General features: G+C 64.4%; 24 protein-coding genes. 9 read left to right on the plus strand and 15 right to left on the minus strand.

Features of this window, described 5'->3' with window-relative positions; all coding sequences use genetic code 11:
* Position 1: 1 nt before the first annotated feature.
* From coxB to P6U31_RS11105, 3 genes are read right to left on the minus strand one after another with little or no spacing between them, the layout of a single operon-like run.
* A complete protein-coding gene (gene coxB / locus P6U31_RS11095) occupies positions 2-1,012 on the minus strand; it encodes a cytochrome c oxidase subunit II (RefSeq protein ID WP_407188319.1) in 1,011 nt (336 codons plus the stop codon).
* A 55-nt stretch (positions 1,013-1,067) separates the two neighbouring features.
* Positions 1,068-1,265, minus strand: coding sequence for a hypothetical protein (locus P6U31_RS11100; RefSeq protein ID WP_407188320.1), 198 nt, complete (start codon positions 1,263-1,265; stop codon positions 1,068-1,070).
* A gap of 19 nt (positions 1,266-1,284) precedes the next feature.
* Entirely contained in the window at positions 1,285-1,407 is a 123-nt protein-coding gene (locus P6U31_RS11105; protein WP_407188321.1) for a hypothetical protein, read from the minus strand.
* 544 nt (positions 1,408-1,951) lie between these two features.
* On the opposite strand from P6U31_RS11105, the gene ftsH reads away from it, so the two are divergent.
* Together ftsH and P6U31_RS11115 are read left to right on the plus strand one after the other, a co-directional pair.
* On the plus strand, positions 1,952-3,763 hold the full coding sequence (gene ftsH / locus P6U31_RS11110; RefSeq protein WP_407188323.1) for an ATP-dependent zinc metalloprotease FtsH: 1,812 nt from the start codon (positions 1,952-1,954) through the stop codon (positions 3,761-3,763).
* Between the two features lie 208 nt (positions 3,764-3,971).
* On the plus strand, positions 3,972-4,280 hold the full coding sequence (locus P6U31_RS11115) for a hypothetical protein (protein ID WP_407188324.1): 309 nt from the start codon (positions 3,972-3,974) through the stop codon (positions 4,278-4,280).
* Here P6U31_RS11115 and P6U31_RS11120 read toward each other — a convergent pair.
* The gene (locus P6U31_RS11120) at positions 4,277-4,615 is read right to left on the minus strand and encodes a hypothetical protein (RefSeq protein ID WP_407188326.1); all 339 of its coding nucleotides are present in this window, start codon (positions 4,613-4,615) and stop codon (positions 4,277-4,279) included. The genes P6U31_RS11115 and P6U31_RS11120 overlap by 4 nt on opposite strands.
* Positions 4,616-5,062: 447 nt before the next feature.
* On the opposite strand from P6U31_RS11120, the gene P6U31_RS11125 reads away from it, so the two are divergent.
* Positions 5,063-5,281, plus strand: a complete 219-nt coding sequence (locus P6U31_RS11125) for a DUF6894 family protein (protein ID WP_407188327.1) — start codon at positions 5,063-5,065, stop codon at positions 5,279-5,281.
* A 113-nt stretch (positions 5,282-5,394) separates the two neighbouring features.
* On the opposite strand, the gene mgtA is transcribed toward P6U31_RS11125, so the two are convergent.
* Complete coding sequence (gene mgtA, locus P6U31_RS11130) at positions 5,395-7,935, minus strand: magnesium-translocating P-type ATPase (protein ID WP_407188329.1); 2,541 nt, start codon at positions 7,933-7,935, stop codon at positions 5,395-5,397.
* 205 nt (positions 7,936-8,140) lie between these two features.
* Entirely contained in the window at positions 8,141-8,626 is a 486-nt protein-coding gene (locus P6U31_RS11135) for a hypothetical protein (RefSeq protein WP_407188331.1), read from the minus strand.
* Positions 8,627-8,836: 210 nt separating this feature from the next.
* Between P6U31_RS11135 and P6U31_RS11140 the strand changes: the two genes are divergently transcribed.
* From P6U31_RS11140 to P6U31_RS11150, 3 genes are read left to right on the plus strand one after another with little or no spacing between them, the layout of a single operon-like run.
* On the plus strand, positions 8,837-10,180 hold the full coding sequence (locus P6U31_RS11140; RefSeq protein WP_407188333.1) for a hypothetical protein: 1,344 nt from the start codon (positions 8,837-8,839) through the stop codon (positions 10,178-10,180).
* A gap of 13 nt (positions 10,181-10,193) precedes the next feature.
* Positions 10,194-10,700, plus strand: coding sequence for a DUF2249 domain-containing protein (locus tag P6U31_RS11145; RefSeq protein WP_407188335.1), 507 nt, complete (start codon positions 10,194-10,196; stop codon positions 10,698-10,700).
* The gene (locus P6U31_RS11150) at positions 10,697-11,020 is read left to right on the plus strand and encodes a metal-sulfur cluster assembly factor (RefSeq protein WP_407188336.1); all 324 of its coding nucleotides are present in this window, start codon (positions 10,697-10,699) and stop codon (positions 11,018-11,020) included. The genes P6U31_RS11145 and P6U31_RS11150 overlap by 4 nt, the downstream gene beginning before the upstream one ends.
* A 37-nt stretch (positions 11,021-11,057) precedes the next feature.
* On the opposite strand, the gene P6U31_RS11155 is transcribed toward P6U31_RS11150, so the two are convergent.
* From P6U31_RS11155 to P6U31_RS11165, 3 genes are read right to left on the minus strand one after another with little or no spacing between them, the layout of a single operon-like run.
* Positions 11,058-11,654: a UbiX family flavin prenyltransferase gene (locus P6U31_RS11155; RefSeq protein ID WP_407188338.1), complete on the minus strand. Its 597-nt coding sequence runs from the start codon at positions 11,652-11,654 to the stop codon at positions 11,058-11,060.
* A complete protein-coding gene (locus P6U31_RS11160) occupies positions 11,651-13,180 on the minus strand; it encodes a UbiD family decarboxylase (protein ID WP_407188340.1) in 1,530 nt (509 codons plus the stop codon). Before P6U31_RS11160 ends, P6U31_RS11155 begins: the two co-directional genes overlap by 4 nt.
* Positions 13,181-13,206: 26 nt before the next feature.
* The gene (locus P6U31_RS11165; RefSeq protein ID WP_407188342.1) at positions 13,207-13,347 is read right to left on the minus strand and encodes a hypothetical protein; all 141 of its coding nucleotides are present in this window, start codon (positions 13,345-13,347) and stop codon (positions 13,207-13,209) included.
* Between P6U31_RS11165 and P6U31_RS11170 the strand changes: the two genes are divergently transcribed.
* From P6U31_RS11170 to P6U31_RS11180, 3 genes are read left to right on the plus strand one after another with little or no spacing between them, the layout of a single operon-like run.
* The gene (locus P6U31_RS11170) at positions 13,346-13,825 is read left to right on the plus strand and encodes an SCP2 domain-containing protein (RefSeq protein WP_407188344.1); all 480 of its coding nucleotides are present in this window, start codon (positions 13,346-13,348) and stop codon (positions 13,823-13,825) included. The two genes, P6U31_RS11165 and P6U31_RS11170, sit on opposite strands and share 2 nt — an antisense overlap.
* On the plus strand, positions 13,825-14,802 hold the full coding sequence (locus P6U31_RS11175; protein ID WP_407189820.1) for a peptidase U32 family protein: 978 nt from the start codon (positions 13,825-13,827) through the stop codon (positions 14,800-14,802). The genes P6U31_RS11170 and P6U31_RS11175 overlap by 1 nt, the downstream gene beginning before the upstream one ends.
* 26 nt (positions 14,803-14,828) lie before the next feature.
* Positions 14,829-15,761 carry a U32 family peptidase gene (locus P6U31_RS11180; protein ID WP_407188346.1) on the plus strand — a complete coding sequence of 311 codons (933 nt, stop codon included), beginning with the start codon at positions 14,829-14,831 and terminating at the stop codon, positions 15,759-15,761.
* Between the two features lie 25 nt (positions 15,762-15,786).
* Here the strand turns inward: P6U31_RS11180 and P6U31_RS11185 are convergent, their stop codons facing one another.
* From P6U31_RS11185 to P6U31_RS11210, 6 genes are read right to left on the minus strand one after another with little or no spacing between them, the layout of a single operon-like run.
* Positions 15,787-16,413 (minus strand): FMN-dependent NADH-azoreductase, encoded by a 627-nt coding sequence (locus P6U31_RS11185; protein ID WP_407188347.1) that lies wholly within the window; start codon positions 16,411-16,413, stop codon positions 15,787-15,789.
* Positions 16,414-16,416: 3 nt separating this feature from the next.
* A complete protein-coding gene (locus tag P6U31_RS11190) occupies positions 16,417-17,991 on the minus strand; it encodes an isochorismatase family protein (protein WP_407188348.1) in 1,575 nt (524 codons plus the stop codon).
* A gap of 20 nt (positions 17,992-18,011) precedes the next feature.
* Complete coding sequence (locus tag P6U31_RS11195) at positions 18,012-18,860, minus strand: MBL fold metallo-hydrolase (protein ID WP_128927095.1); 849 nt, start codon at positions 18,858-18,860, stop codon at positions 18,012-18,014.
* A 31-nt stretch (positions 18,861-18,891) separates the two neighbouring features.
* A complete protein-coding gene (locus P6U31_RS11200) occupies positions 18,892-19,776 on the minus strand; it encodes an amidohydrolase family protein (protein ID WP_407188350.1) in 885 nt (294 codons plus the stop codon).
* On the minus strand, positions 19,773-20,894 hold the full coding sequence (locus P6U31_RS11205; RefSeq protein ID WP_407188352.1) for a vWA domain-containing protein: 1,122 nt from the start codon (positions 20,892-20,894) through the stop codon (positions 19,773-19,775). The genes P6U31_RS11200 and P6U31_RS11205 overlap by 4 nt, the downstream gene beginning before the upstream one ends.
* Positions 20,891-21,772, minus strand: coding sequence for an AAA family ATPase (locus tag P6U31_RS11210; protein WP_407188353.1), 882 nt, complete (start codon positions 21,770-21,772; stop codon positions 20,891-20,893). The genes P6U31_RS11205 and P6U31_RS11210 overlap by 4 nt, the downstream gene beginning before the upstream one ends.
* Positions 21,773-21,774: the final 2 nt, after the last annotated feature.

Below are 21,774 nucleotides of genomic sequence, written 5' to 3' on the forward strand. Positions count from 1 at the left end.
CTCACTTGAGCTGCTCCAGATAGTGAAGGATCGCGATGAGCTCGTCCGACTGCAGCGGCATCTTCGGCATAGAGTTTCCGGGTTTGATGTGCTGGGGATCGGCAATCCAGGCGGCGAGGGTTGCCGACGACATCGGCAGCGTCCCGGCTGCAACTGTCGTGCGGCTGCCGATATGGGTGAGGTCCGGGCCCAGCTGCCCGCCTGCGAGCGTGCCGCGGATGGTGTGGCAAAGCGCACAGCCTCTTGCGCGGAACAGCTGTTCGCCCTGCTTGCCGAGCGGGTCGATCGAGCTGCTCGCGCTCTGATTTTCGTGGTCGCGCCAGCGACCGAATTCGTCCGGCGACAGCGCGAGCACGGCGAAGGCCATATGCGCGTGCTGAAGACCGCAGAATTCGGCGCACTGGCCGCGATAGACGCCGGCATTTTTCGCCGTGAATTGCAGTTCGTTCTTCTGCCCGGTGATCAGGTCCATCTTCCCGGTCAGGCTCGGCACCCAGAAGCTGTGGATCACGTCAGCGGACTCCAGCTCGACCTTCACCGGCTGGCCGGTCGGAATCCGGATCTCGTTCGCGGTCACGAAGCTCTTGTCGGGGCTGTCGTCCTCGTAACGGACCTCCCACCACCATTGATGGCCGATGATCTTGAGGGTGAGAGCATGCTCGTCCTTGGCGAAGACGGTGCGCTGACCGGCATAGCTGACGATCGAAAGCCCGAGCACGACGACGAGGGTCGCAAGTCCCAACACGAAGACGATGCGACCGCTGGTCCGCTCAAAGGACTGGTGCAGCGCAAGCGGCTGCTCGGCCCCGCGCTTCCGGCGCAGCATGCCGACGCAAAGCACGATCACGACGGCAGTCCAGACGAAGGCCGCCACGATCAGGAAGATGAAGAAAGTCTGGAGAATTTGCTGGGACTGAAACCCCTGCGGCTCGAGCGCGGACTGCCGGCCGGCGCAAGCGGCCAGCGGCAACGTTGCAAATGGCAGCAGAGCCGTTCGTATCCGGACAGGCATCGATGTTCGCCGTGCACCCCTATTGCAGGCGAACCGGTTAATCGTATGAAGGTTCCTATTCGTCGTCGGAGCGGTTGGCGGAGTTGGAGCCGGCAAGCTCCGGGACGTCGGCAAGCGCGGAGGCGCCGGATCCGAGCTGCTTGATGACGCTGAACGTGCCGTCGGCCGCAAGCACGATCGCGCCGACATCGTCAATGCGGTCAATGTCTTCGCAGGATCGGCGGCCACCCCTGGAAGATGATAAGTCCAACATCAACCATCGGACTGCCCGATTAGAACGGCCACCCTCTGGTCGCGATGAAGATGGCCGCGTCGGCCGCTCCCATCAGGGCCAGCACGATCAGGACAGCGAAGATCGCGCCGGGCTGAATGATCGCGCGCAGGTCTTCAAACATCCATCATCCTCGGCTTCGCCGCTTGTTCACGTGGCCATCGCTGCCATGCACCACTGTGGTGGTGTGCGACTTGCGTAATCCGGACCAGTGCTTTCGCGCGAGAAAGACGGGCAATGCGAGCATGCCGTGGAGGTTCCTAACCCTGATGAAGGCCTCCGCAGTCCGACAGGAGGAGCGCCATAGGGAAGATTGGAGTGATTTCGGATGCGCATTTTCTGCTTCCTCCCTAATCGAAGAGACCAGGTCGCCAAACCCTTGCTGGCGCAGCGGTTTTCACGTCAGGCCTCCTGCGGGCGGGCGCGGCCGGATCGCTGTTAGCCGCGTCGGCGCACATCGCCGCGATCATTTCTGATCGCGACGGGCATCCGCGTCCGGTGAGCCGGTCGCGTTTGTGCAACTCCCCTTTTTCCGATCGCCCGAATGTGAGCTGGCCGCGGTGTTGAGCTGAATCAAGCGACGGTCGCCCGCTCCTATTACCATTCGCGTTGTTGACGGTGATAGGAGAAGCAGGTTGGAGTCCGATCAAGGTTCACGGAAGCCGGGCATGGCACTGGCTGCCTTTGTCGCGGGTGGCTTGCTGCTCGTCATGCTGCAGTTCGGCCTTGCCACGTATAATTCGACCGAAACCATTCCCTACAGCCAATTCGAGCAGCTGCTGGCCCAGGACAAGATCGCCGAGGTCTCGGTCGGCTCCGATACGATTCAGGGGAAATTGAAAGAGCCGCTTCCGAGCGGCAAGTCCGCCTTCATCACCGCCCGTGTCGATATGGCCTTGGCCGATAAGCTCGCCGCGAAGGGAACGCGTGTCACCGGCGTTCCCGGCGGTGGCGCGCTGCAGAGTTTGCTGTCCTGGATCTTCCCGGTGATCGCCTTCTTCCTGATCTGGTTCTGGCTCGGCCGCGGCATCGGGGGCGGCCAGGGCCTGGGCGGGCTGATGGCGATCGGCAAATCCCGCGCAAAGGTCTACGTCGAGAAGGACATCAAGGTCACCTTCGCCGATGTCGCCGGCGTGGACGAGGCGAAGTTCGAGCTCCAGGAGGTGGTCTCGTTCCTGAGGGATCCCACCAGCTACGGCCGCCTGGGGGCGCATGTCCCCAAGGGAATCTTGCTGGTCGGACCGCCGGGGACAGGAAAGACGCTGCTGGCCCGCGCCGTGGCGGGAGAGGCCGGCGTTCCGTTCTTCTCGATTTCGGGGTCCGAATTCGTGGAGATGTTCGTCGGGGTCGGCGCTGCGCGGGTGCGGGATCTTTTCGAGCAGGCCCGCAAGGCCGCCCCATGCATCATTTTCGTCGACGAGCTCGACGCGCTGGGACGCAGCCGCGGGCCGCAATCGTTCGGCGGCTATGACGAGAAGGAGCAGACCCTCAACCAGCTGCTGTCCGAGCTCGACGGTTTCGACCCGAGCGCTGGCGTTATTCTGCTGGCGGCGACCAACCGTCCCGAGGTCCTGGATCCGGCGCTGCTGCGGGCCGGCAGGTTCGACCGACAGGTCCTCGTTGACCGGCCGGACAAGATCGGGCGCGTTGCGATCCTGAAGGTGCACGCCCCCAAGATTCGGTTGAGCAAAGACGTTGATCTCGACAAGGTGGCGGGCCTCACGACTGGCTTTACCGGCGCGGACCTCGCCAACCTCATCAATGAAGCCGCGATCGCTGCGACCAGGCGGAGTGGAGAGGAGGTCACGTTCGACGATTTCGTCACCGCGATCGAGCGGATCGTGGCCGGCATCGAGAAGAAGAGCCGGGTGCTGAGCAAGGACGAACGGCGCCGGGTCGCCTATCACGAGATGGGCCATGCGCTCGTTGCGGCCGGCCTGCCCGGTGTCGACCCCGTGCAGAAGGTGTCGATCGTCCCGCGCGGCATCGGCGCGCTCGGATACACAATCCAGCGTCCGACCGAAGACAGGTTCCTACTGACCATCGAGGAGCTGAAGAACCGCATCGCGGTTCTGATGGGAGGGCGCGCCTCGGAGCACCTGATCTTCGACGGCGCGATCTCGACCGGCGCAGCCGATGATCTTCAACGTGCGACCGAAATCGCCATCGAAATGGTGACCAAGTACGGCATGGACGAGACAGTCGGACAGCGCACCTATGCTGCCAAGCCGCAAGCGTTTCTCCTGGCGGCGCAGGACAAGATCGTAGCGGCGGCCGAGGCAACCGGCCGCGAGATCGATCTCGCCGTCCGCAACCTGATCGAGGAAGGAGACCGCCGCGCCCGGGATATCCTGCAGCGCCGGCGAGTCGATCTCGACGCTGGCGTCGAACTGTTGATCGCAAATGAGACGGTCACGGCCGAGCAGTTTGCACCATTGCTCGGTAAGCGCAGCGGTGAAAGCGAATCCGTTGCCGCATGACGGTGCGGCGCGCCGGGGAACGTTGGGCTTGCCCCTGGGCGGGGCAATATTGAACGGACGGCCGAATGAGGCGCGACCGCGGCTTGCGGAGCGTGGGATGGCCGATGGACCGATACCGCCTTCGTCGCCACTCTTGCGCTATCTCAAATCCCGAGGGCCGGCTGAACGATAGTTTTGGCGAACACGAACCTCGCCAGAGCAAGAGGCCATGAATAGAGAAATGGAGCTGGCTCATCTCGCCATTGCGGAAAAAGCGGTGGCTAGTGGTGAGCGCCACATTCTGCTTCAGGAACGGCGCGTCGCCGAGTTGGATCGCGACGGCCATGATACCAAGCAGGCCCTTGCAACATTAGCGACCTTCAGAAGGCTGCAGGTCGAACATGTTGCGCATCGGGATTTGATCCTGAAGGTCTTGCAGCAGGGTGAGGCGAAGCTACGCGCGTCGAGCGAACCGGTGTTTCCGTCGGGGAAGGACGATGGGGCTGGGAAAACAGCAGAAGCGAGACGGGAGAATTAAAGACCGCTTGATTTGATCCTCGCGTGCAAGCGATGACAAAAGTCCTCCAGCAGAGTCTGCAAATTCTCGACGTTCACCAGCAGCCTGTCGGCTTCTTGTCGCTCCGGCGTCCCGAAGGCAAATCGTCCGCGCAGGTTACGGATCTGATCGACGCGTTTGCGTCCGGCTGCGGCGCGGCTCTCGGCGAACTCGATCTGTTCCAGGTCGTGGCTGAGCTTGTCCTCTTCGGCGATCAGCATCTTGGTGATCGTGCTTCGGCTATCAGGAGCGAGATCACTGCCGTTCAACCGAGTGAGGTAGTGATCGATGTTCGACCTCGCGATGTAACGATCCATGGCGTCCTCTCCACAAGGTCCCGATTGCACATAACTACCAAATGTTACCGCCGTCGAGATCAACGGCGAAAGGGCCTTCAGGGCGTCAATTAAGTAATATGATACCGGCCGGGTTTGTCGGATGCCGCTGCTAAAACCTGGCGCACTTCCCGGATTGCTGGGGGTCTTGCAGAGGGAAGCCGATGCGCGAAGACGGAGAGCGAAATGTCCAACATCCTGTAATCGCTGACCAATATCGGGATGAGGCGTCAGAAAAGGAACAGGGCAACTGGCGTTTGATCCGGGTCAAGCTATGCCTAGGCTCGGCCACTTAAAGTGTAATTTGCGTAACTTGCCCTACAGTTACGTCCCAAGTCGCCGCCGAGGTCCATCCCCCAGCCTCGGCGGCAACTCTTTCCCGGGAATGATGATTCCAACCGAGCCGCGTGCGAACGCGGGAATGAGTTCATGCCCACCTATTATTTCGACATGAAGGACGGCGTGCCTGTCCGGGACAGGTCCGGATTGGAGCTTGTGAGTGATGGGGCCGCCATCGCACACAGCAAGAGCTTGGCCAACGAGGTGCGCAGAGCGAAGCCGAAGGGCCATCCCGGCCTTCGGATCGTTGTCATCGACGAGAGCGGCCGGGAAGTCCATCGCGAGCAAATCTATCCAGACGCGACCTGACAATTGGCCCGGGTGCTTCGATCAGCGAAGGAAGAGTGCCTTCACCGGGTGGCGCGTCTCCTTGAGCGCAGGCATTTCCTGGTCGGCACGAACCCCAATCGTTGTGTCGGCCGTTACGGCCCCGAGATTGCCAGCCGCTTCGCGATATTCGCCGAAATCAGATAGGCGACCGCGATAGCGACGATTGTTGCAAGCAATGCAGCAGACGGCGCGACAAAGCCGAACGCTCCTCCCCACGGGCCAAGCGCAAGCGCCACGCCAGCAAGCAGGGCGCCGAGGGACGTCGCGATCAAGATGTTGTGGGGCCGGTTCGCGCGCCACGGCAATTTGCGCGACCTGATCACGAAGATCACCAGGATCTGGGTCGCGATCGATTCGACGAACCATCCGGTTTGAAACAGCGCTGCATCGGCATGGAACAGCTTGAGGAGAACGGCGAAGGTGATCGCGTCGAACAGGGACGACACCACTCCCATGATGATGGTGAAGCGAAGGATGCTTGCCATGTTCCAGGCTTCTGGCCGGGCAACGTCTTCGCGATCGACCTCATCGAAGGGGATGCCGATTTCGGAGAGATCGTAGATGAGATTGTTCAATAGGATCTGCAGCGGCAGCAACGGCAGAAATGGGAGAACGATCGAGGCGAGGGCCATGGAAAGCATGTTGCCGAAATTCGAGCTCGTTCCCATCCGAACATATTTCAGGATATTGGCGAAGGTTCTGCGGCCCTCGCGCACGCCGGCCGCAAGCACGGACAGGTCGGGCGCCAACAAGATCATGTCGGCGGCCGCGCGGGCGACCTCGGTTGCACCCGTGACGGATATGCCGACATGCGCCGCGTGGATCGCGGGCGCATCATTGACGCCGTCTCCCATGAAGCCGACGACGTGATTGCGGTGCCGGAGCGCGGCAATGATCCGTCGTTTCTGATCGGGATCGATCCGGGCAAACAGATCGATGTGATCGACCCGGGCGACGAGCGCAGCATCGGTGAGCTCGGATATTTCGGCGCCCGTCATGATCCGGTCCGACCTGAGACCGACGGATCGCGCAACGTGCGAGACCACCGCGCCATGGTCACCGGAGAGGATCTTGATCGTCACGCCGAGCGCGCTGAGCGCGTCGATGGCCGAGGCTGCATCCTGCTTCGGCGGATCGGCGAAGACACAAAAGCCGATCATGGTCAGATGGATCTCGTCGCCGACGCCAATCGTCTGCTGCGCGGCTGGAATGGACCTGGTGGCGACGGCAAGCAGCCGGAAACCGTCGCGGGCATATTGAGCCTCGATGTCTGCCATCTTCTGCTGCCAGGCGGCATCGAGCGGGTGGGCAAGGCCGTCGATTTCCACGGCCACGCAACGCGACAGGATGGATTCCGGAGCCCCTTTTGCGATCAGGATGTGTTCGCCATTTTGTACGACCAAGACGGACAAGCAGCGCCGCTCGAAGTCGAATGGGACTTCCGCAAGGCGAACACAGCCGTCGAGATCATCGCGGCTCGCTGACAGGATCGCGTCGTCGAGGGGACTTCTGATGCCGGCCTGAAAGCAGCTGTTCAGCCGCGCTAACCTCAGAACGCGATCGCTGGACCGCCCCTGCGGGTCGATATGCGCCGCCAACGTGATCCTGGCTTCCGTGAGCGTGCCGGTCTTGTCGACACAGAGCGTATCCATGGCGCCCAGATCGTGGATCGCCGACAACCTCTTGACGATGACTTTGCGTTTCGCCATGCGCTGCGCGCCGCGGGCGAGTGTCACCGTCATCACCATCGGCAGCAGCTCTGGCGTCAGACCGACGGCGAGCGCGACCGCGAAGAGAAAGGACTCCATGGCGTTGCGTTGCGCAACGAGATGAGCCATCAGCACAAAGAGCGTGAGAAAGAGCGTCAGTCGGAGGATCAGGATCCCCAGCCTGCGGACGCCTTGTTCGAGGGCCGTTGGTGGTGCGTTGGCCGCCATTGCCGCGGCGATCGCGCCAAAGCGCGTCCGGCCTCCGGTCGCCACGACCAACATCTTGCCGCTTCCGCCGACCGTACTGGTTCCCGCGAACAGGGCATTCGTGGCGTCCGCCGGCAATGCCGCGGAGCAGGGGGCGTCCGTTTTGAAGGCCGGAAACGGCTCGCCTGTCATCAAGGCTTCATTGACCTGCAATTCCTGGGCATCGAGGACGATGCCGTCGGCCGGTATCAAATCGCCGATGCGGAGCTTGACGACGTCTCCGGGGACGAGAGCGGTCACCGAAAGGGTCATATCCTTGCCGTCCCGGACGACATCAGCCTGAATGGCGACGGATTCCCGCAACGCTTCCGCGGTGAGCTCGGCGCGGTGCTCCTGAACGATGTCGAGCGTGATGGACAGGGAGAGCACGGTTGCGATGATTGCAAAACTTCCGATGTCGCCGCTCAGTCCGGATACGAGCGCTGCCGCCAGCAGCATGGCAACCAACGGGTTCCAGAGGCGTTGGCCAAGCTTGCGCAGGGCTGACCGGTTTTGGGAGGCGTCGGCGCGGTTTGCTCCGAGGATCGCCAGCCGTCGAGCGGCTTCGATCTGAGACAGGCCTTCCGGGCCGGAGCCGAGCGCGCGGTAGAGATCGTCCTTGGGCGTTTGCCAGAAAGCAGCAGCCAAAGCCTTGGCCGGAATGGATTGTTCGATCATTGAAGCGGCTCGCCGGTCACTGTCATCTGGGCCAGGCGATGGTAAGACGCTGCTCAATCCCTGTGTTGATACGGCTCAATAGGATGGATGCGCCCAGGACCCGCATTCACCTCTCCCGAAGGAGAGGTCGGAGCGCGTCGTAGCGCAGTCCGGGTGAGAGGTTCTGGTGCTACTGAGCGCCGCAGCCAGGCGGCGCCCTCGCGCATCATTTCTTCCGGCTATTGCCCGGCGGCGAAAAAATCTGATTAGCGGGCGGCTGCCCGCCCGTCGGAGCGGCGATGGCAATGAAGCCGCGCCCCATCGAGTTGTGACAGGCGTTGCAGCCGTCGGTCAGCCCGCGCATGGATGCGGCGAACTTGCGATCATCGGCTGCCGTGATCGCGTCGGCGATCGAGAGCAGCGGCTCCTTCATGGTGGTCACGTTGGTCACGGGAATGGCCGGGTAGAAGATCGCCGCTTCTGCCAGGCTGTTTGTCAGCTGGCGCAATTCATACGCGGCGAGGTCCCAGTTTCTCGCCTTGCCTGCGTACCAGAGCTTGAGATGCTGAACCTGTGCCATGCTCATGACCTCGACGAGGCGAGGCGCATCTTGTTTTGCGTTCGGCGAGGGCGGAAACTCCGATTGAGCAATCGCGGATGTGACCGCACCCGCCGAAATCGCCAGAACCGCGCACCAATTCTTCACCGTCATCGGACCATTCCCTGCTGATCGCAGATCTGGATATCAGGGCTGCGCCCGGTGCTCTTGCGATGAATCAATATTTGCTCCGCTCCGGCGTGGGCGATCCTGTCCTTGTCACGAAAGGTGCCGGAGTTTGCGCCTCGACAAAGTGGCCGTGACCGCAGCCGCTTACCGTCCAACTGACACCGGACTTCGTGTGCAGGCGATGAGAAGCAAGCCGTGATCGGAACCAGCCTCTGTAGATGGGCCATCAGTTACTTCGCGGTCGCAATCCTGTGGCTGCTGCTCGCAGAAGGGCTGATTGTCGCCGGGTTCGGATTTCCGAACAGCGACATCGGCGGTCCAGACACGCTCGTCATCGTCCATATGGTTTGCATCGGCTGGTTGAGCACGGTTCTGTGTGGCGCGCTGTTTCAGTTCGTGCCGGTGCTGGTCGCAAGACCGCTCCATGCAGAGCGCCTGACCCTGCCGGCTCTCGCGCTGTTGACGCTTGGGTTGGTGGTCCTGCTCGCAGGCTTTCTGACTTTGGGCGGACACTTCAACGGGCCGCCCTGGCTGCTTCCCGTCGGCGCCAGCCTGCTGATTGCCGGTTTCGCATTGGTCGTTGCCAATCTCGGCATGACGCTCTGGTCGGCCCGTCCGCTACCAGGGCCTGCACGGTTCGTCGCGGGCGGCCTTGCCTGCATCTGTGTCACGGCGGCATTCGGCGGAATGTTCTCGCTGGTGCTGTCCGGGATCGCCATCGGTGCGCAATGGCCGGCCCTGCTGGAATCGGGCGTTCCGGTCCACGCGATTGCGGGGCTTGGCGGTTGGCTGACGTTCACGGCCATGGGCGTCAGCTATCGCCTGCTTGCGATGTTCATGCTCGCGCCCGACGTTGCGAAGCTGGGCCGTCGCGCCTGGCTGGCCGGCACCGCCGCGCTGGCGATCGGACTTGTCGGGGGCGTGCTCGCACTCTGGCGCATGACAGGGCTGAATCTGGCGCTTCTGCTTGCAGGTGCGGCGGCAGTGCTGTCGCTTTCTGCCTACGGTCGCGACGTGCTCGGTCTGTACAGAGCCCGCAAACGTCGCGCGCTCGAGCTCAACACGCGCATGAGCCTCGTTGCGCTGGCGAGCCTCGCCGCAGCTGCGCTGCTTGGTGCCGCGTCGCTTGCGACAGGTTCCTTCCCCTCGCATGTCGGGGCGATTGTCTTTCTGGTCGCATTCGGCTGGCTTACGGGTCTGGTGCTCGCCAATCTCTACAAGATCGTTCCGTTCCTGACCTGGCTCGAGACCTATGGTCCGGTGATGGGCAGAGTGCCGACGCCCCGCGTACAGGATCTCGTTGCCGAGCGCCGCGCGTCGAAGTGGTTCGTCCTGTTCTTTGCCGGCAGCTGGGCGGCAACGTTGATGCTCATGATCGATGCTGCATTCGGGTTCCGCGTCGCTGTCGCGGTCGTGATGCTTGCGACGCTCGGCCTGAGCGAGGAGTTCATCAGGGCCCGGCGGCTTGCGGATGTGACGGGCCCGCTACGCCTGCCGGCGGGAGCTGCCGCGCCCCACCTGCTGGTCTCGCGAAACTGAAAAGGAGACTGCAATGACCGAATTCATCGACGTCGATGTCCGGCCGATCCTGCGTGCAGGCGGCGAGCCGTTCTCCGTCATCATGGCCGCGCTCGAGCGGCTCGGGCCGGGGGAGGGGCTGCGGCTCTATGCTCCCTTCAAGCCCGTTCCCCTGTTCGACGTCATGGCGAGCAAGGGCTTTGCGCATCGGGAAGCCGAGCTCGAAGGCGGCGAATGGGAGATCCGCTTCATGCGGGACCACGAATCGTTCGAAGCGGCTGAAGCGGCCTCCGCCACGCCAGGCGATGGCGATTGGCCGGAGCCCGCAATTCATCTCGACAATCGCGACCTCGATCCGCCGGAGCCGATGGTCCGGATTCTGGCGGCCGTGGAACGGCTGGCGCCCGGCCAGACGCTCTGCGCCTTGCTCAGTCGCGAACCGGTGTTCCTGTTCCGGGAGCTGACCAAACGCGGCCATCAATGGCGCGGCGGCTTCACGTCGAAGGACGCCTACCAGCTGACGGTGAGGGTGCAGGCATGACGATCGATGATGATGACCTCGTGGCCCGGATAAAACAGGCACTGAAAGTCGTGATCGATCCGGAGCTCGGGCACAACGTCGTCGACCTCGGCTTCATCTACGACGTGTCGATCGACGACGGCGCTGCGCACATCACCATGACGGCGACGACACGCGGCTGTCCCGCTGCGTCCTTTCTCAAGGAGGGCGTCGCGAGCAGCGCGTGTTTCGTTCCGGGCGTGGAATCGGTCGACGTCACCATGACGTTCGAGCCCGCCTGGCAGCCCTCGATGATCTCGCCGGGTGTCAGGTCGTTGCTCGGGTTTGCCGAGGTGAATTGATCCGGCAAGGCAGCCGGGTCCGAGGCTGCTCTGCCGGCTATGTGTCTTCAGAGCCTGGGCCGGACCAGATCCTGGTGGGCGCGCGAAGGTTCGTCAGGTCGAGCAGGTTGATCGCCCGGGCGGCGATCTGGTCGATCACCTCATCCAGCGACTGTGGCTTGAGATAGAACGCCGGCATCGGTGGGGCAATGATCGCGCCGATCTCGCTTGCCTGCAGCATCGCGCGCAAATGGCCAAGATGCAGCGGGCTCTCCCGGACCAGCAGCACCAGCCGGCGCCGTTCCTTGAGCTGGACGTCGGCCGCGCGCGTCAGGAGATTGTCGAGCTGCCCCCAGGCGATGGCCGAGAGCGTGCGGATCGAGCACGGCGCCACGATCATGCCAGCGACCGGATAGGAGCCGCTGGCGATCGCGGCGCCGATGTCCGAATGAAGATAGTGGCGAAAGGCGCGTGCGCGCAGCTGCGCGAGCGCATCGCCGCCCACCTCTTCTGCCAATGTGCGTTCGGCCGCGGGCGAAACCACGAGGTGGACTGCATAATGCGGATCGTCGGCCAGCAATTCCACGATGCGCATGCCGATCGCGGCGCCCGAGGCGCCGCTGATGCCGATGATGATGCCTTTCCGCCCGCTCATGTGAAGACCGTCGCGCGTGCGGGCATGCCGGAAAGGCCAAGGTTCGACCACATCGCATCGACACGCGCGACCACGGCGGGATCCATCGCCAGCGGAACGCCCCATTCCCGGTCCGTCTCCGGGGGAATCTTCGTGGTGGCGTCGATGCCGAGCTTGCCGCCGAGGCCCGATTTCGGCGAGGCGAAGTCGAGATAGTCGATCGGCGTGTCGGTGAGCGTGACGAGATCGCGCGAGGCGTCGCTGCGCGTCGAGACGGCCCACATCACGGCACGCCAATCGCGGATGTCGATGTCATCGTCGACCACGATCAGGAGCTTGGTGTAGCTGAACTGCGGCAGCATCGACCACAGGCCGAGCATCAGCCGCCGCGCCTGGCCGGGATAGCGCTTCCTGATCGCCGCGACCGCGATGCGATAGGAGCACGCCTCGGGCGGCAGCCAGCAGTCGGTCACCTCAGGGAATTGCTGCCGGATCAGCGGCACGAACAGGCGGTTGAGCGCCTCGCCGATCCGCGACGGCTCGTCCGGCGGCCGGCCCGTGAAGGTCGAGAGGTAGACAGGCTGACGTCGGCTGGTGATCGCCGTCACCCGCATCACGGGGAATTCCTCGACAGAATTATAGTACCCGGTGTGATCACCATACGGCCCCTCCGGCGCGGTTTCCGTCGCGGAGACGAAGCCCTCGATGACGATTTCGGCCTCGGCCGGAATCGCGAGTGGGACGGTGAGGCAGGGCGCGAGGTCAGGCCGCTCGCCGCGCAGGATTCCGGCGAAGCGCAGCTCTGACATGGTCTCGGGCAGCGGCAGCACTGCGGCCAGGATAGTGGCAGGATCGGCTCCGATGACGATCGCGACCGGCATGTCGCGCCCGGCCGCCTTCCATTGCTGGTGATGGCGGGCGCCGCCGCGATGCGCAAGCCAACGAATGATGGCGCGGTTGCGTCCAAGCACCTGCATGCGGTAGACGCCGACATTCTCCTCCTGGTCGGCCGTTGTGGGGTCCGGCGGCACGGTGATCACCAGCGGCCAGGTGATCAGCGGCGCCGGCTCGCCGGGCCAGCAGATCTGGACCGGCAATCTCGCGAGATCGATGTCGGGCCCCATCGTGACGCAGTCCTGCGCCGGCGCCGCCGTGCGCGTGCGCGGGCGCGTCGCCAGCGCGGCGCGCGCGAGCGGGAGCTTGTCGAAGGCATCCCTGATGCTGCTCGGTGGTCGCGGCGCGCGCAGCTCGGCCATCAGCTCGCCGAGCTGTTCGAGACGATCCGGCGCGATCCCCATACCGCAGGCGATCCGCTCGACCGTTCCGAACAGATTGGTCAGGAGCGGCATCTCCGAGGGTCGACCGTCGGCCCTGACGGGCTGCTCGAACAATAATGCCGGTCCTTGTGCCTCGAGCACACGCTTGTGGATCTCCGTGACCTCGTGGACGACGGAGACCTTCTCGCGAATGCGTCGCAACTGTCCCCGCCCTTCGATGAAGCGCAGGAAGTCGGACAGATCGCGAAAGCGCGGCACATCACGTTGCAACTGAGCAAGCTCCCAAAAAATCACAGCTAGCCGGCGTGTTTTTGGTCTTCATTGTTCCCGCTCAAATACAGCGGCGCGCAATCCGTCCAGATGTGGGCCATGAATGATCCGTTCGCCGCATCGCCCGGCCCCTTGCCGACGATTCCGCCGCTTGTCGCATTGGCCATGCGTTCCCTGCCCCTGCTGCCGCTGCAGCTCGTTCTCGGCGGTGTCTTGCAGAGGATCCATCGGCGCAACCCTGCAATATTCGACCGGCTCGGCGAGCACGCTCGCGCGCGGTTCGGCATCAGGCCGATCGATCTGCCCTTTGCCTTCGTGATCGAGGCGAAGCCGCTGCGGCTGTCGCTCGTCCGCGAGCTGCCGAAAGCTCTGGACGCGCGCATCTCGGCGTCGCTCGCCAACCTGTTGGCTCTGCTCGAAGGCAGGGTCGACGGCGATGCCTTGATGTTCTCGCGCGAGCTCGTCGTCGAGGGCGATGTCGAGGCGGTGCTGGCGCTGCGCAATGCGATCGACGATGCCCAGCTCGATCTCGCAGCCGAGATGTCCTCGCTGTTCGGCCCACTCGGCGCGCCCGCAAGGCGCGTCTTCGAGGCCGCCCGCGGTCACGTGATCGGTTCAGCGGGACAAGACGGGCAATTGAGATGATGGAGCTGATCTGTCCGGCCGGGACGCCGGCGGCGCTGAAGAGCGCCATCGATGCCGGCGCCGACGCGATCTATTGCGGCTTCAGCGACGAAACCAACGCGCGCAACTTTCCGGGGCTGAATTTCAGCCGCGACGAGCTGCGCCAGGGGATCGCGTTGGCGCATCGCCGCGGCGCGAAGATCCTGGTGGCCATCAACACCTTCCCGCGCGCCTCTGCCGTCGATATCTGGCACCGCGCCGTGGACGATGCGGTGAGCGCCGGAGCTGACGCGCTGATCCTCGCCGACATCGGATTGATGGATTACACGGCACGGCGTCATCCGAGCCAGCGTTTGCACGTCTCGGTTCAGGCTGCGGCCGCGAATCCGGATGCCATCGCCTTCTACGCCGAGACCTTCGGCGCGAAGCGCGTCGTGCTGCCCCGTGTCCTGAGCGTGCCGGAGATCGCCGAGATCACCCGGGAGTCGGCCTGCGAGACCGAAGTCTTCGTGTTCGGCGGCCTTTGCGTGATGGCCGAGGGGCGCTGCTCGCTGTCGTCCTATGCGACTGGAAAATCGCCGAACATGCAGGGCGTCTGCTCCCCTCCGAGCCATGTGGCCTACGAACAGACCGCGGAGGGGACCAAGTCCAGCCTCGGCGGCTTCACCATCAACCGGTTCGGGACCAGCGAGCCTGCCGGCTATCCGACGCTGTGCAAGGGCCGCTTCTCGACCGCGCAGGGCGCCGGCTACATTTTCGAGGACCCCGTCAGCCTGGACGCCACGGCCCTGCTCAAGCGCTTGCGCGACGCCGGGGTGACCGCGCTCAAAATCGAGGGCCGCCAGCGCGGCCGCGCCTATGTCGAAAGCGTGGTACGCCATTTCCGCCATGCGCTCGCGGCCCTCGAGAGCGGAAGTGAGGCGGACATTGCGAGCCTGAAGCCGTTCACCGAAGGCCAGGCTTCCACGGTCGGCGCCTATCGCAAGACTTGGCGCTAATCTTTCGAGATATGAGAGGTCCAGCGATGCAACTCAGCCTCGGTCCCGTTCTGTACAATTGGGCGCCCGAGCGCTGGCGCGACTTCTATTTCCGTATCGCCGACGAAGCGCCGGTCGACATCGTATCCGTCGGCGAGATCGTCTGCTCGAAACGCTCGCCGTTCTTCGTGGATCACATACCGGCCGTGGTCGAGCGGCTGCAGAAGGCAGGCAAGCAGGTGCTGCTGGGCTCGCTGATCCTGGTCTCGCTGCGGCGCGAGCGCCGCCAGAGCGAAGAGCTCGCCGCGGTCGAAGGCGTGTTGGTCGAGGTCAATGATCTGACCTGTCTCAGGGCGCTTGCAGGCCGGGCGCACGCGATCGGCCCGTTCGTCAACATCTACAACGAGGCGAGCGCGGCCTTTCACGCCGCGCACGGGGCGAAGCGCATCTGCCTACCGCCGGAATTGCCGCTGGCTTCGGTGGCGGCGATCGCGAGGGCTGTTCGCGACGTTACGATCGAGGTGTTCGCGTTCGGCAGGGTGCCGCTAGCCATTTCTGCGCGTTGCTATCACGCGCGCCTTCACAAGCTCGCCAAGGACAATTGCCGCTTCGTCTGCGAAAAGGATCCGGATGGTCTCCTGCTGAACACGCTGGAGCAGCAGGACTTCCTGACCATCAACGGGGTGCAGACCCTGTCTCACACCTGCGCCAAGCTGCTGGGCGAGGCCAGCCTGTTGCACAAGAGCAATGTCGGCTCGCTGCGCCTGTCGCCGCAGGATTGCGACATGGTCGAGATCGCCAAGACCTTTCGCGACGTGTTGGACGGGCGTGACGATGTCGAGCGCGGCAACCGCCGGCTGGCGGCGGCCTATCCTGGCGTGCCTTTCTCGAATGGGTTCTTGTGGGCCGAGCCGGGCCACCTCTATCACCAGGTCCGGTCAGGGGATGCGCAAGGCGCGGTGCCGCGGATGGGGGTCTAACCCGGACAAAGTCGTGCCGCCTGCATCAGAAGCTCGTGGCCATTGCAGCCAGACGTCGATGCGCCCTGTCCCGTGCGGCCTCGATCGGCTGCTGTGGTCCGGTGGTTGGCCCGATCGGCACGAAACGGACATCGTCGATCCCGATGAAGCGCAGGATGTCTCGCAGGTAGGACGTTGCCATGTCGATGCGGCCGCGGTTCATGCCGGTCGCAAAATCGCTGCCGCTGGCGAGAATCACCAGCGTCGGCCGGTCCATGAGCAGCGGGAGATAGCCCTGCGACGGGTCGAACCGAAAGGTCAGCCCGGGCTGGACGATGATGTCGAACCATTGCTTGAGCTTGTAGGGAATGCCGAAATTCCACATCGGCGTCGAGATCAACACACGATCGGCGAGCGACAGGCGCAGCGCCATTCGCTCGGCCTCGGCAAAACCGTGGCGCTCTGCGTCGTTGAAGGCCTGCCCCTTCATCCGGGCATATTTGGCGTCGACGATGGGACCCGTGAATTCCGGCATCCGTTCCCGCCAGAGGTCCACGACATCAACATCCCAGTCCGGCCGGGCCTGGCGAAAGCCGTCGAGAAAGACGCGCGCGCCGGCACTCGAGAAGGAGTCAGCTCGGGGCGAGCAGGATAAATGCAGGAGCTTGGCCACTGCTCATCCCAGCGCTCTGATGACGGCATCTGCCCGCGTCACGATCGCGACGTTCTGCATGGCAAAATTGATCGAGGCAGCGTGCCAGTCCGCGTTCATGGTCGAGCAGCAATCCTCCGGCACGATCATGAAGTAGCCTTTGTCGGCGCCGGTGCGGGCAGTGTGCTCGACCGACATGTTGGTCCAGGCGCCGGTGTTGATGATCATGTCGCGTCCGGTCGCCTTCAGGATCGTCTCCAGCCGCGTGCCTTCCCAGGCGCTCATGCGCATCTTCTCGACGACGAAATCGCCGGGCCGTGGCTCGAGGCCGGGAACGGGCGCCGCGCCCCAGCTACCGCGTACCATGGCCTTGCTGTCGACCAGGCCTTCGAACAGCGGTGCATTCAGCGTCACGCCGGGGGCGCCCGGCTCAACCACGAACCAGACGTGAATGATGGTGACGCCCCGTGCGCGTGCGGCCTCCGCCAGGCGGCGGACATTCTCGACGACATGCTGTTGCTTCGCGTGGCTGGGAGCGCCGGACTCGGCGAATGCGCCGCCGTCCATGATGACGTCGTTCTGCAGGTCCTGGATGATCATGGCGCAACGCTGCGGGTCGAGCCGCATCTCGCCGTCGGCGAGAATGGGTGCCGCCGGCAAGGCGCTTGCGGTCGCGCCACCAGTGTTGCGTCGGCCGCTCATATAGGGCTCATGCCGCGGGCCGGTCTTGGTCGGGATCGCATAGACCGAATGGGTCGAGGTCAAATACAGCGTGCGGAAATCCGGCCCGCCCCAGGCGAGGTTGGCGACGAGCTCGGGCACGCGAACCTTGCCGAGCAGCTCGCCGCGCGGCGAGTAGACCCAGACGCCGCCCGGTGCGGTGACCCAGACATTGCCGTGCTGGTCGCACTTCATGCCGTCGGGCAGGCCGGGCTCGAGCTCGGACTTGATGCCGCTCGCGAACACCCGCGCATTCGACAGCGAACCGTCACCAGCCACGTCGAAGACGCGGATCAGCGCCTGCACGGTGTCGTTGACATAGAGCAGCTTCTCGTCCGGCGAGAAGCAGAGCCCGTTCGGCTGGTCGAACAGGTAACGGTCGACCACGAGCTTCGGTTCGCCGCCGGGTACGACGCGATAGACGCCCTGGAAGCCAAGCTGGCGTGGACGCTCGACGCCATAGACCGGCATGCGGCCGTACCAGGGGTCCGAGAAATAGATCGCGCCGGAGGAGTGCACGCAGACGTCGTTGGGGCTGTTGAGCTCCTGTCCCCCAAAATGCGAGGCCAGCACCTCGCGGCGCCCGTCCGACCGTTCCCGGACTAGCTGCGAGGTCGCATGCTCGCAGACGATCAGATTGAGCTCGGCATCATAGGTCATGCCGTTGCACTTGTTCGAGGGACGCTTGACCTCGACCACACCGCGCCGCGCATCCCAGCGCCGGCGCACGTCGCCCGGCATGTCCGAGAACAAGAGGTAGTGATCGACCGGATGCCAGATCGGCCCCTCCGTGAACTCGAAGCCGGTACCGACCTGCGCGACCGGCGCGTAGGGGTCGATCAGGGTCTCGAACTCGCTTCGCAAGGTGACGTGCGTCATCGGTTGATCCTCGAGCCCCGTTACGCCGGGAACCAATTGCGTGCAGGCAGCGATTGCACGATCGGGCCGGGGACCTGGTCGTGCAGGCGCCCGACGACGTTGCCGCCTTCGATCTTGGCGGGACGGTCATGCACGGGGAGCAGATAGCGCGAATTGCTGAGCAGCTTCTTGATCGAGGCCTTCTCCGCCCGCTTGCTGGTGCCGTGGTTGCCGGTCGTGCGCGGCTCCCAATCGTGAATCTCGTTGAACGGCGTGACGATCTGGTCGTTGAAATCGTAGATCACGTCGCCGCAGATGGTGGCGATCCCATCCGCAGTCTCGACGATGATGTTCATCGAGCCCTCCGTATGCGCATTGGCGGCGTCGCAGTAGACGCCGGGCATCAGCTCGATGGGGCCCGTGATCTCGAGATCGAGGAAGCGCAGCGCGCTCTTGGTGTGCAACCGGTCGATCAAATGCTTGATGTCCGGCGCCGGATATTGTGGATGCATCAGGCCGGAGACCGAATATTCGAGCTCCTTGCGGTTGAGTACGACGGTCGTGTTCATCGGGAACAGATCGTCCTTGCCGGCGTGGTCGATGTGCAGATGGGTGTGGCAGACGAAGCGGACGTCGCCCATACGCACGCCGTGACGCGCGAGCTGGTTTTCGATCATGTTCTCGTGGTACTGCAATCCGCGCATGCCCAGCGTCTCCATGATCTGGTTGGAGCGGTAGCCGGTGTCGACCACGACCGGATATTTGCCGCCGAGGATCAGGAAGCCGAGCGTGAGCACGCGGCGCGTCCGGCCGCAGTCGCGGCCAAGCACCAGAAAGCTCGATTCCAGCTCAATATCGCCATAGTCCAGGATCTTGATCTCCAGCGCCATTCATTGCCCTCCCTTATCTGCTTGTTGTCCGTCAAAGCCCGTAGACGCGCGTCGCCGTCGTCCTGAACATGGCGTCCTGTTGCTCCGGGCCGAACGGTGCGGCGGCCTTGCGAAAGGCGCCAACGAGCTCGCGATAGCTGGTCCACAATTTCTCGATCGGGAAATTGGAGCCGAACAGGCAGCGCTCCGCGCCGAAGATCGCGACCGTATCGGTGAGAACGGCGGCGATGTGCGCGGGGTCATTGCGATGGATGAAAGTGCCGAGCCCGGAGAGCTTCGACACCACGTTCGGGCAGGCAGCGAGCCGGGCCATCCCGGCACGCCAGGCGGCGCGGCCATCAGGCGTAAGATCCTCCAGCATGCCCGCATGCTGAAGTATGAAGGTCACGCCGTGACATGACCCGGCGAGCTGCGCCGCACCCGGCATTTGCGGCGTGAACACCTGCAAGTCGAAGCTCCAGCCATAATCGGCAAGATGGGCGACGTTGCGCTGGATGGTCGGATCGGCGCAGAGATCGGCGCGGGCTGCAAAGCGGTAGAGCGGGTTTTCGTGCCAGTGCAACTGCATGCGCACGCCGCGCACCAACGGATAGCGCTTCAGGCGATCGAGCTGGGGGCGCACGTCGTCTACGGAAAAATCGGCATAGGCGACGATCGCATGCGGCCAGCCGTGTTCGTCCGCCGTCTGTTGCACCCATGCAGCCTCGTCCTCGAAACGGTCGTTGGCCCAATTGGTCTGCACATAGACCGAGCGGGTGACGCCGGTGCCCTTGAGGTCGTCGAGGTATTCTTGAATTGGATAGTCGCGCCGGATCGGCTCATACGGGCCAAAGATGCGCGGTTGCATCGGCCCGATCAGCCAGGGCAGGTCGGCCTGCCGCCAGATGTGATGGTGGCCATCGACAATATCGGTCACGCCGCTCTCCTTCGTCCCAGCGCCAGAATATGCGCGACGATCGACGCGCTCGAACCGCCATCCACGAGGTCGTCGACGAAGCGCTCGATGGCGATGAGCGCCTCGGTTTGCGGGCGGAAGCCGGGGCTTGTCGCCAGCGGCGTCAGCCAGCTCAAGCGCCAGGCCCGCCGCGACAATCTCGCGACGGCGTCTCGAAGAGCGTCGGTCTCGCCGCGTTCGAGTCCGTCGGACACGATGACCACGGCGGCGCCGTGGGCATAGCCGCCGAAGCGGGGCACCGCGAGGAAGGCCTGGAGCGCATCGCCGATGCGGGTGCCGCCATCCCAATCGCTGACCAGATGCGCGGTAGCGTTCATGGCCTGCTCGCGTCGCTTCAACCGGAGCGGGCGGGTAACGCGGGTCAGCCGGGTGCCGAAGGTGAACACCTCGACATTGGGCGCAGCCTGCACCAGCGCATGCGCGAGCTTCATGTTCTCCTCAGTGCGGCTTTTCATCGAGCCGGACACGTCGATCAGCAGCAGCATCTTGCGCGGGCGCTGGCGCCGCCTCATGTGGCCGAGCCGCAGGATCTCGCCGTCGCTGCGGACGCTGTCGCGCAAAGTGCGGCGGAGATCGGCGAACGGCCCGCGGCGTGCGCGCATGCGGCGGTGTCCGCGTCGTCGCGGCAGGCGCCGCGGCGCTTCCCGCGTCAGGCGACGCAGGGCATCGGAGCCCGAGCTGCCGCCGAAGCGGCGCTTGACCAATGCCTCGCTTCGGGTCGCGGTGAGACCCGACTCGCTCGCCTCGTCCGCGAGCGGCGGCTCCTCGTCGCCGCGGCCCTCCTCCTGAAGGCGGACCGTCTCGTCGTCCTCGCCCTGGTCATCGCGCGTAATCGCCTCGCTGCCGCGGAAGTGCAGGTCGAACAATCGGTCGAAGGTCGCGCGTCGTTCGGGTGGCGGAGCCAACGTCGCCAGGGCGGCTTGCCTGACCTGCTCGATGTCGCGCGGGCCGAGCAGCTCGATCGCAGCCAGGAACGTCGTGGTCTGCTCGGGCGCCACGGCAAAGCCGTTCGCGCGCAGCAGCGGGACGAACCTGACGAAGATCCGGGCGGCGCGCGGGAGCTGCGGCTCGGTGTTCATGCGGTCGCCTCCGCGAGCATGGCATCGAGCCGCGGCGAGATGAAATGCAGATCCTCTTCGTCCTTGAGCGCCACGCCGATCGAGCGCTTGAACGCATCCGGCCAGCGCGCGCCGCCCTTGTGCAGCAATGTCGCGGCCTCGGCCCAGTCGACGGCCTCGGCGATGCCGGGCGCCTTGCTCAAGGGTTCGCGCTGCAACTTCTCCACGGCTGCGACGACCGCGCGGGCCGTGGCCTCGGCGACGCTGGAGGCGCGCATCATGATGATCCTGGCTTCGCGTTCCGCGGTCGGATAGTCGATCCAGTGGTAGACGCAACGGCGGCGCAAAGCCTCGTGCAGATCCCGCGTCCGGTTCGAGGTCAGCACGACCACGGGACGTTCGGCCGCGCGAACCGTGCCGCGTTCGGGAATCGAGATCTGGAAGTCGGAGAGGAACTCGAGCAGGAACGCCTCGAACTCCTGGTCGGCGCGGTCAATTTCGTCGATCAGCAGCACGGTGGAATCGGGCGCGCGGAGCGCGGCCAGCATCGGCCGTTCGATCAGGAAGGTCTCGCCGTAGATGTCGATGCTCTCGTCGCCGGCTTGGCGGATTGCCAGCATCTGGCGCGGGTAGTTCCACTCGTAGAGCGCGGCGGAGGCGTCGATGCCCTCATAGCATTGCAGGCGGATCAGGCGGCGGCCGAGCACGGCGGCGATGGCCTTTGCCGCCTCCGTCTTGCCGACGCCCGGCGCGCCCTCCAGCAGCAGCGGCTTGCCGAGCGCGAGGCCGAGATAGGCCGATGTCGCGAGGCCCTCGTCGGCGAGATAGTAGGCCGCGCGCAGCGCCTTCTCCAGCGCCTCCGGACTGTCGATGCCGACGATGTTGCTGCGAACCGCCACGG

Source organism: Bradyrhizobium centrosematis, assembly GCF_045571495.1.
Lineage (GTDB): Bacteria > Pseudomonadota > Alphaproteobacteria > Rhizobiales > Xanthobacteraceae > Bradyrhizobium > Bradyrhizobium centrosematis.

Excerpts from the sequence above, each read along its gene's own strand:
- ftsH (WP_407188323.1), top strand. The coding sequence starts at position 1,952 with ATGGCACTGGCTGCCTTTGTCGCGGGTGGCTTGCTGCTCGTCATGCTG.
- coxB (WP_407188319.1), bottom strand. The coding sequence starts at position 1,012 with ATGCCTGTCCGGATACGAACGGCTCTGCTGCCATTTGCAACGTTGCCG.
- P6U31_RS11125 (WP_407188327.1), top strand. The coding sequence starts at position 5,063 with ATGCCCACCTATTATTTCGACATGAAGGACGGCGTGCCTGTCCGGGAC.
- P6U31_RS11195 (WP_128927095.1), bottom strand. The coding sequence starts at position 18,860 with ATGGCGCTGGAGATCAAGATCCTGGACTATGGCGATATTGAGCTGGAA.
- P6U31_RS11175 (WP_407189820.1), top strand. The coding sequence starts at position 13,825 with ATGGAGCTGATCTGTCCGGCCGGGACGCCGGCGGCGCTGAAGAGCGCC.
- mgtA (WP_407188329.1), bottom strand. The coding sequence starts at position 7,935 with ATGATCGAACAATCCATTCCGGCCAAGGCTTTGGCTGCTGCTTTCTGG.
- P6U31_RS11135 (WP_407188331.1), bottom strand. The coding sequence starts at position 8,626 with ATGACGGTGAAGAATTGGTGCGCGGTTCTGGCGATTTCGGCGGGTGCG.
- P6U31_RS11180 (WP_407188346.1), top strand. The coding sequence starts at position 14,829 with ATGCAACTCAGCCTCGGTCCCGTTCTGTACAATTGGGCGCCCGAGCGC.
- P6U31_RS11165 (WP_407188342.1), bottom strand. The coding sequence starts at position 13,347 with ATGGCCAATGCGACAAGCGGCGGAATCGTCGGCAAGGGGCCGGGCGAT.
- P6U31_RS11120 (WP_407188326.1), bottom strand. The coding sequence starts at position 4,615 with ATGGATCGTTACATCGCGAGGTCGAACATCGATCACTACCTCACTCGG.
- P6U31_RS11155 (WP_407188338.1), bottom strand. The coding sequence starts at position 11,654 with ATGAGCGGGCGGAAAGGCATCATCATCGGCATCAGCGGCGCCTCGGGC.
- P6U31_RS11105 (WP_407188321.1), bottom strand. The coding sequence starts at position 1,407 with ATGTTTGAAGACCTGCGCGCGATCATTCAGCCCGGCGCGATCTTCGCT.
- P6U31_RS11170 (WP_407188344.1), top strand. The coding sequence starts at position 13,346 with ATGCGTTCCCTGCCCCTGCTGCCGCTGCAGCTCGTTCTCGGCGGTGTC.
- P6U31_RS11145 (WP_407188335.1), top strand. The coding sequence starts at position 10,194 with ATGACCGAATTCATCGACGTCGATGTCCGGCCGATCCTGCGTGCAGGC.
- P6U31_RS11115 (WP_407188324.1), top strand. The coding sequence starts at position 3,972 with ATGAATAGAGAAATGGAGCTGGCTCATCTCGCCATTGCGGAAAAAGCG.
- P6U31_RS11100 (WP_407188320.1), bottom strand. The coding sequence starts at position 1,265 with ATGTTGGACTTATCATCTTCCAGGGGTGGCCGCCGATCCTGCGAAGAC.
- P6U31_RS11205 (WP_407188352.1), bottom strand. The coding sequence starts at position 20,894 with ATGAACACCGAGCCGCAGCTCCCGCGCGCCGCCCGGATCTTCGTCAGG.
- P6U31_RS11150 (WP_407188336.1), top strand. The coding sequence starts at position 10,697 with ATGACGATCGATGATGATGACCTCGTGGCCCGGATAAAACAGGCACTG.
- P6U31_RS11190 (WP_407188348.1), bottom strand. The coding sequence starts at position 17,991 with ATGACGCACGTCACCTTGCGAAGCGAGTTCGAGACCCTGATCGACCCC.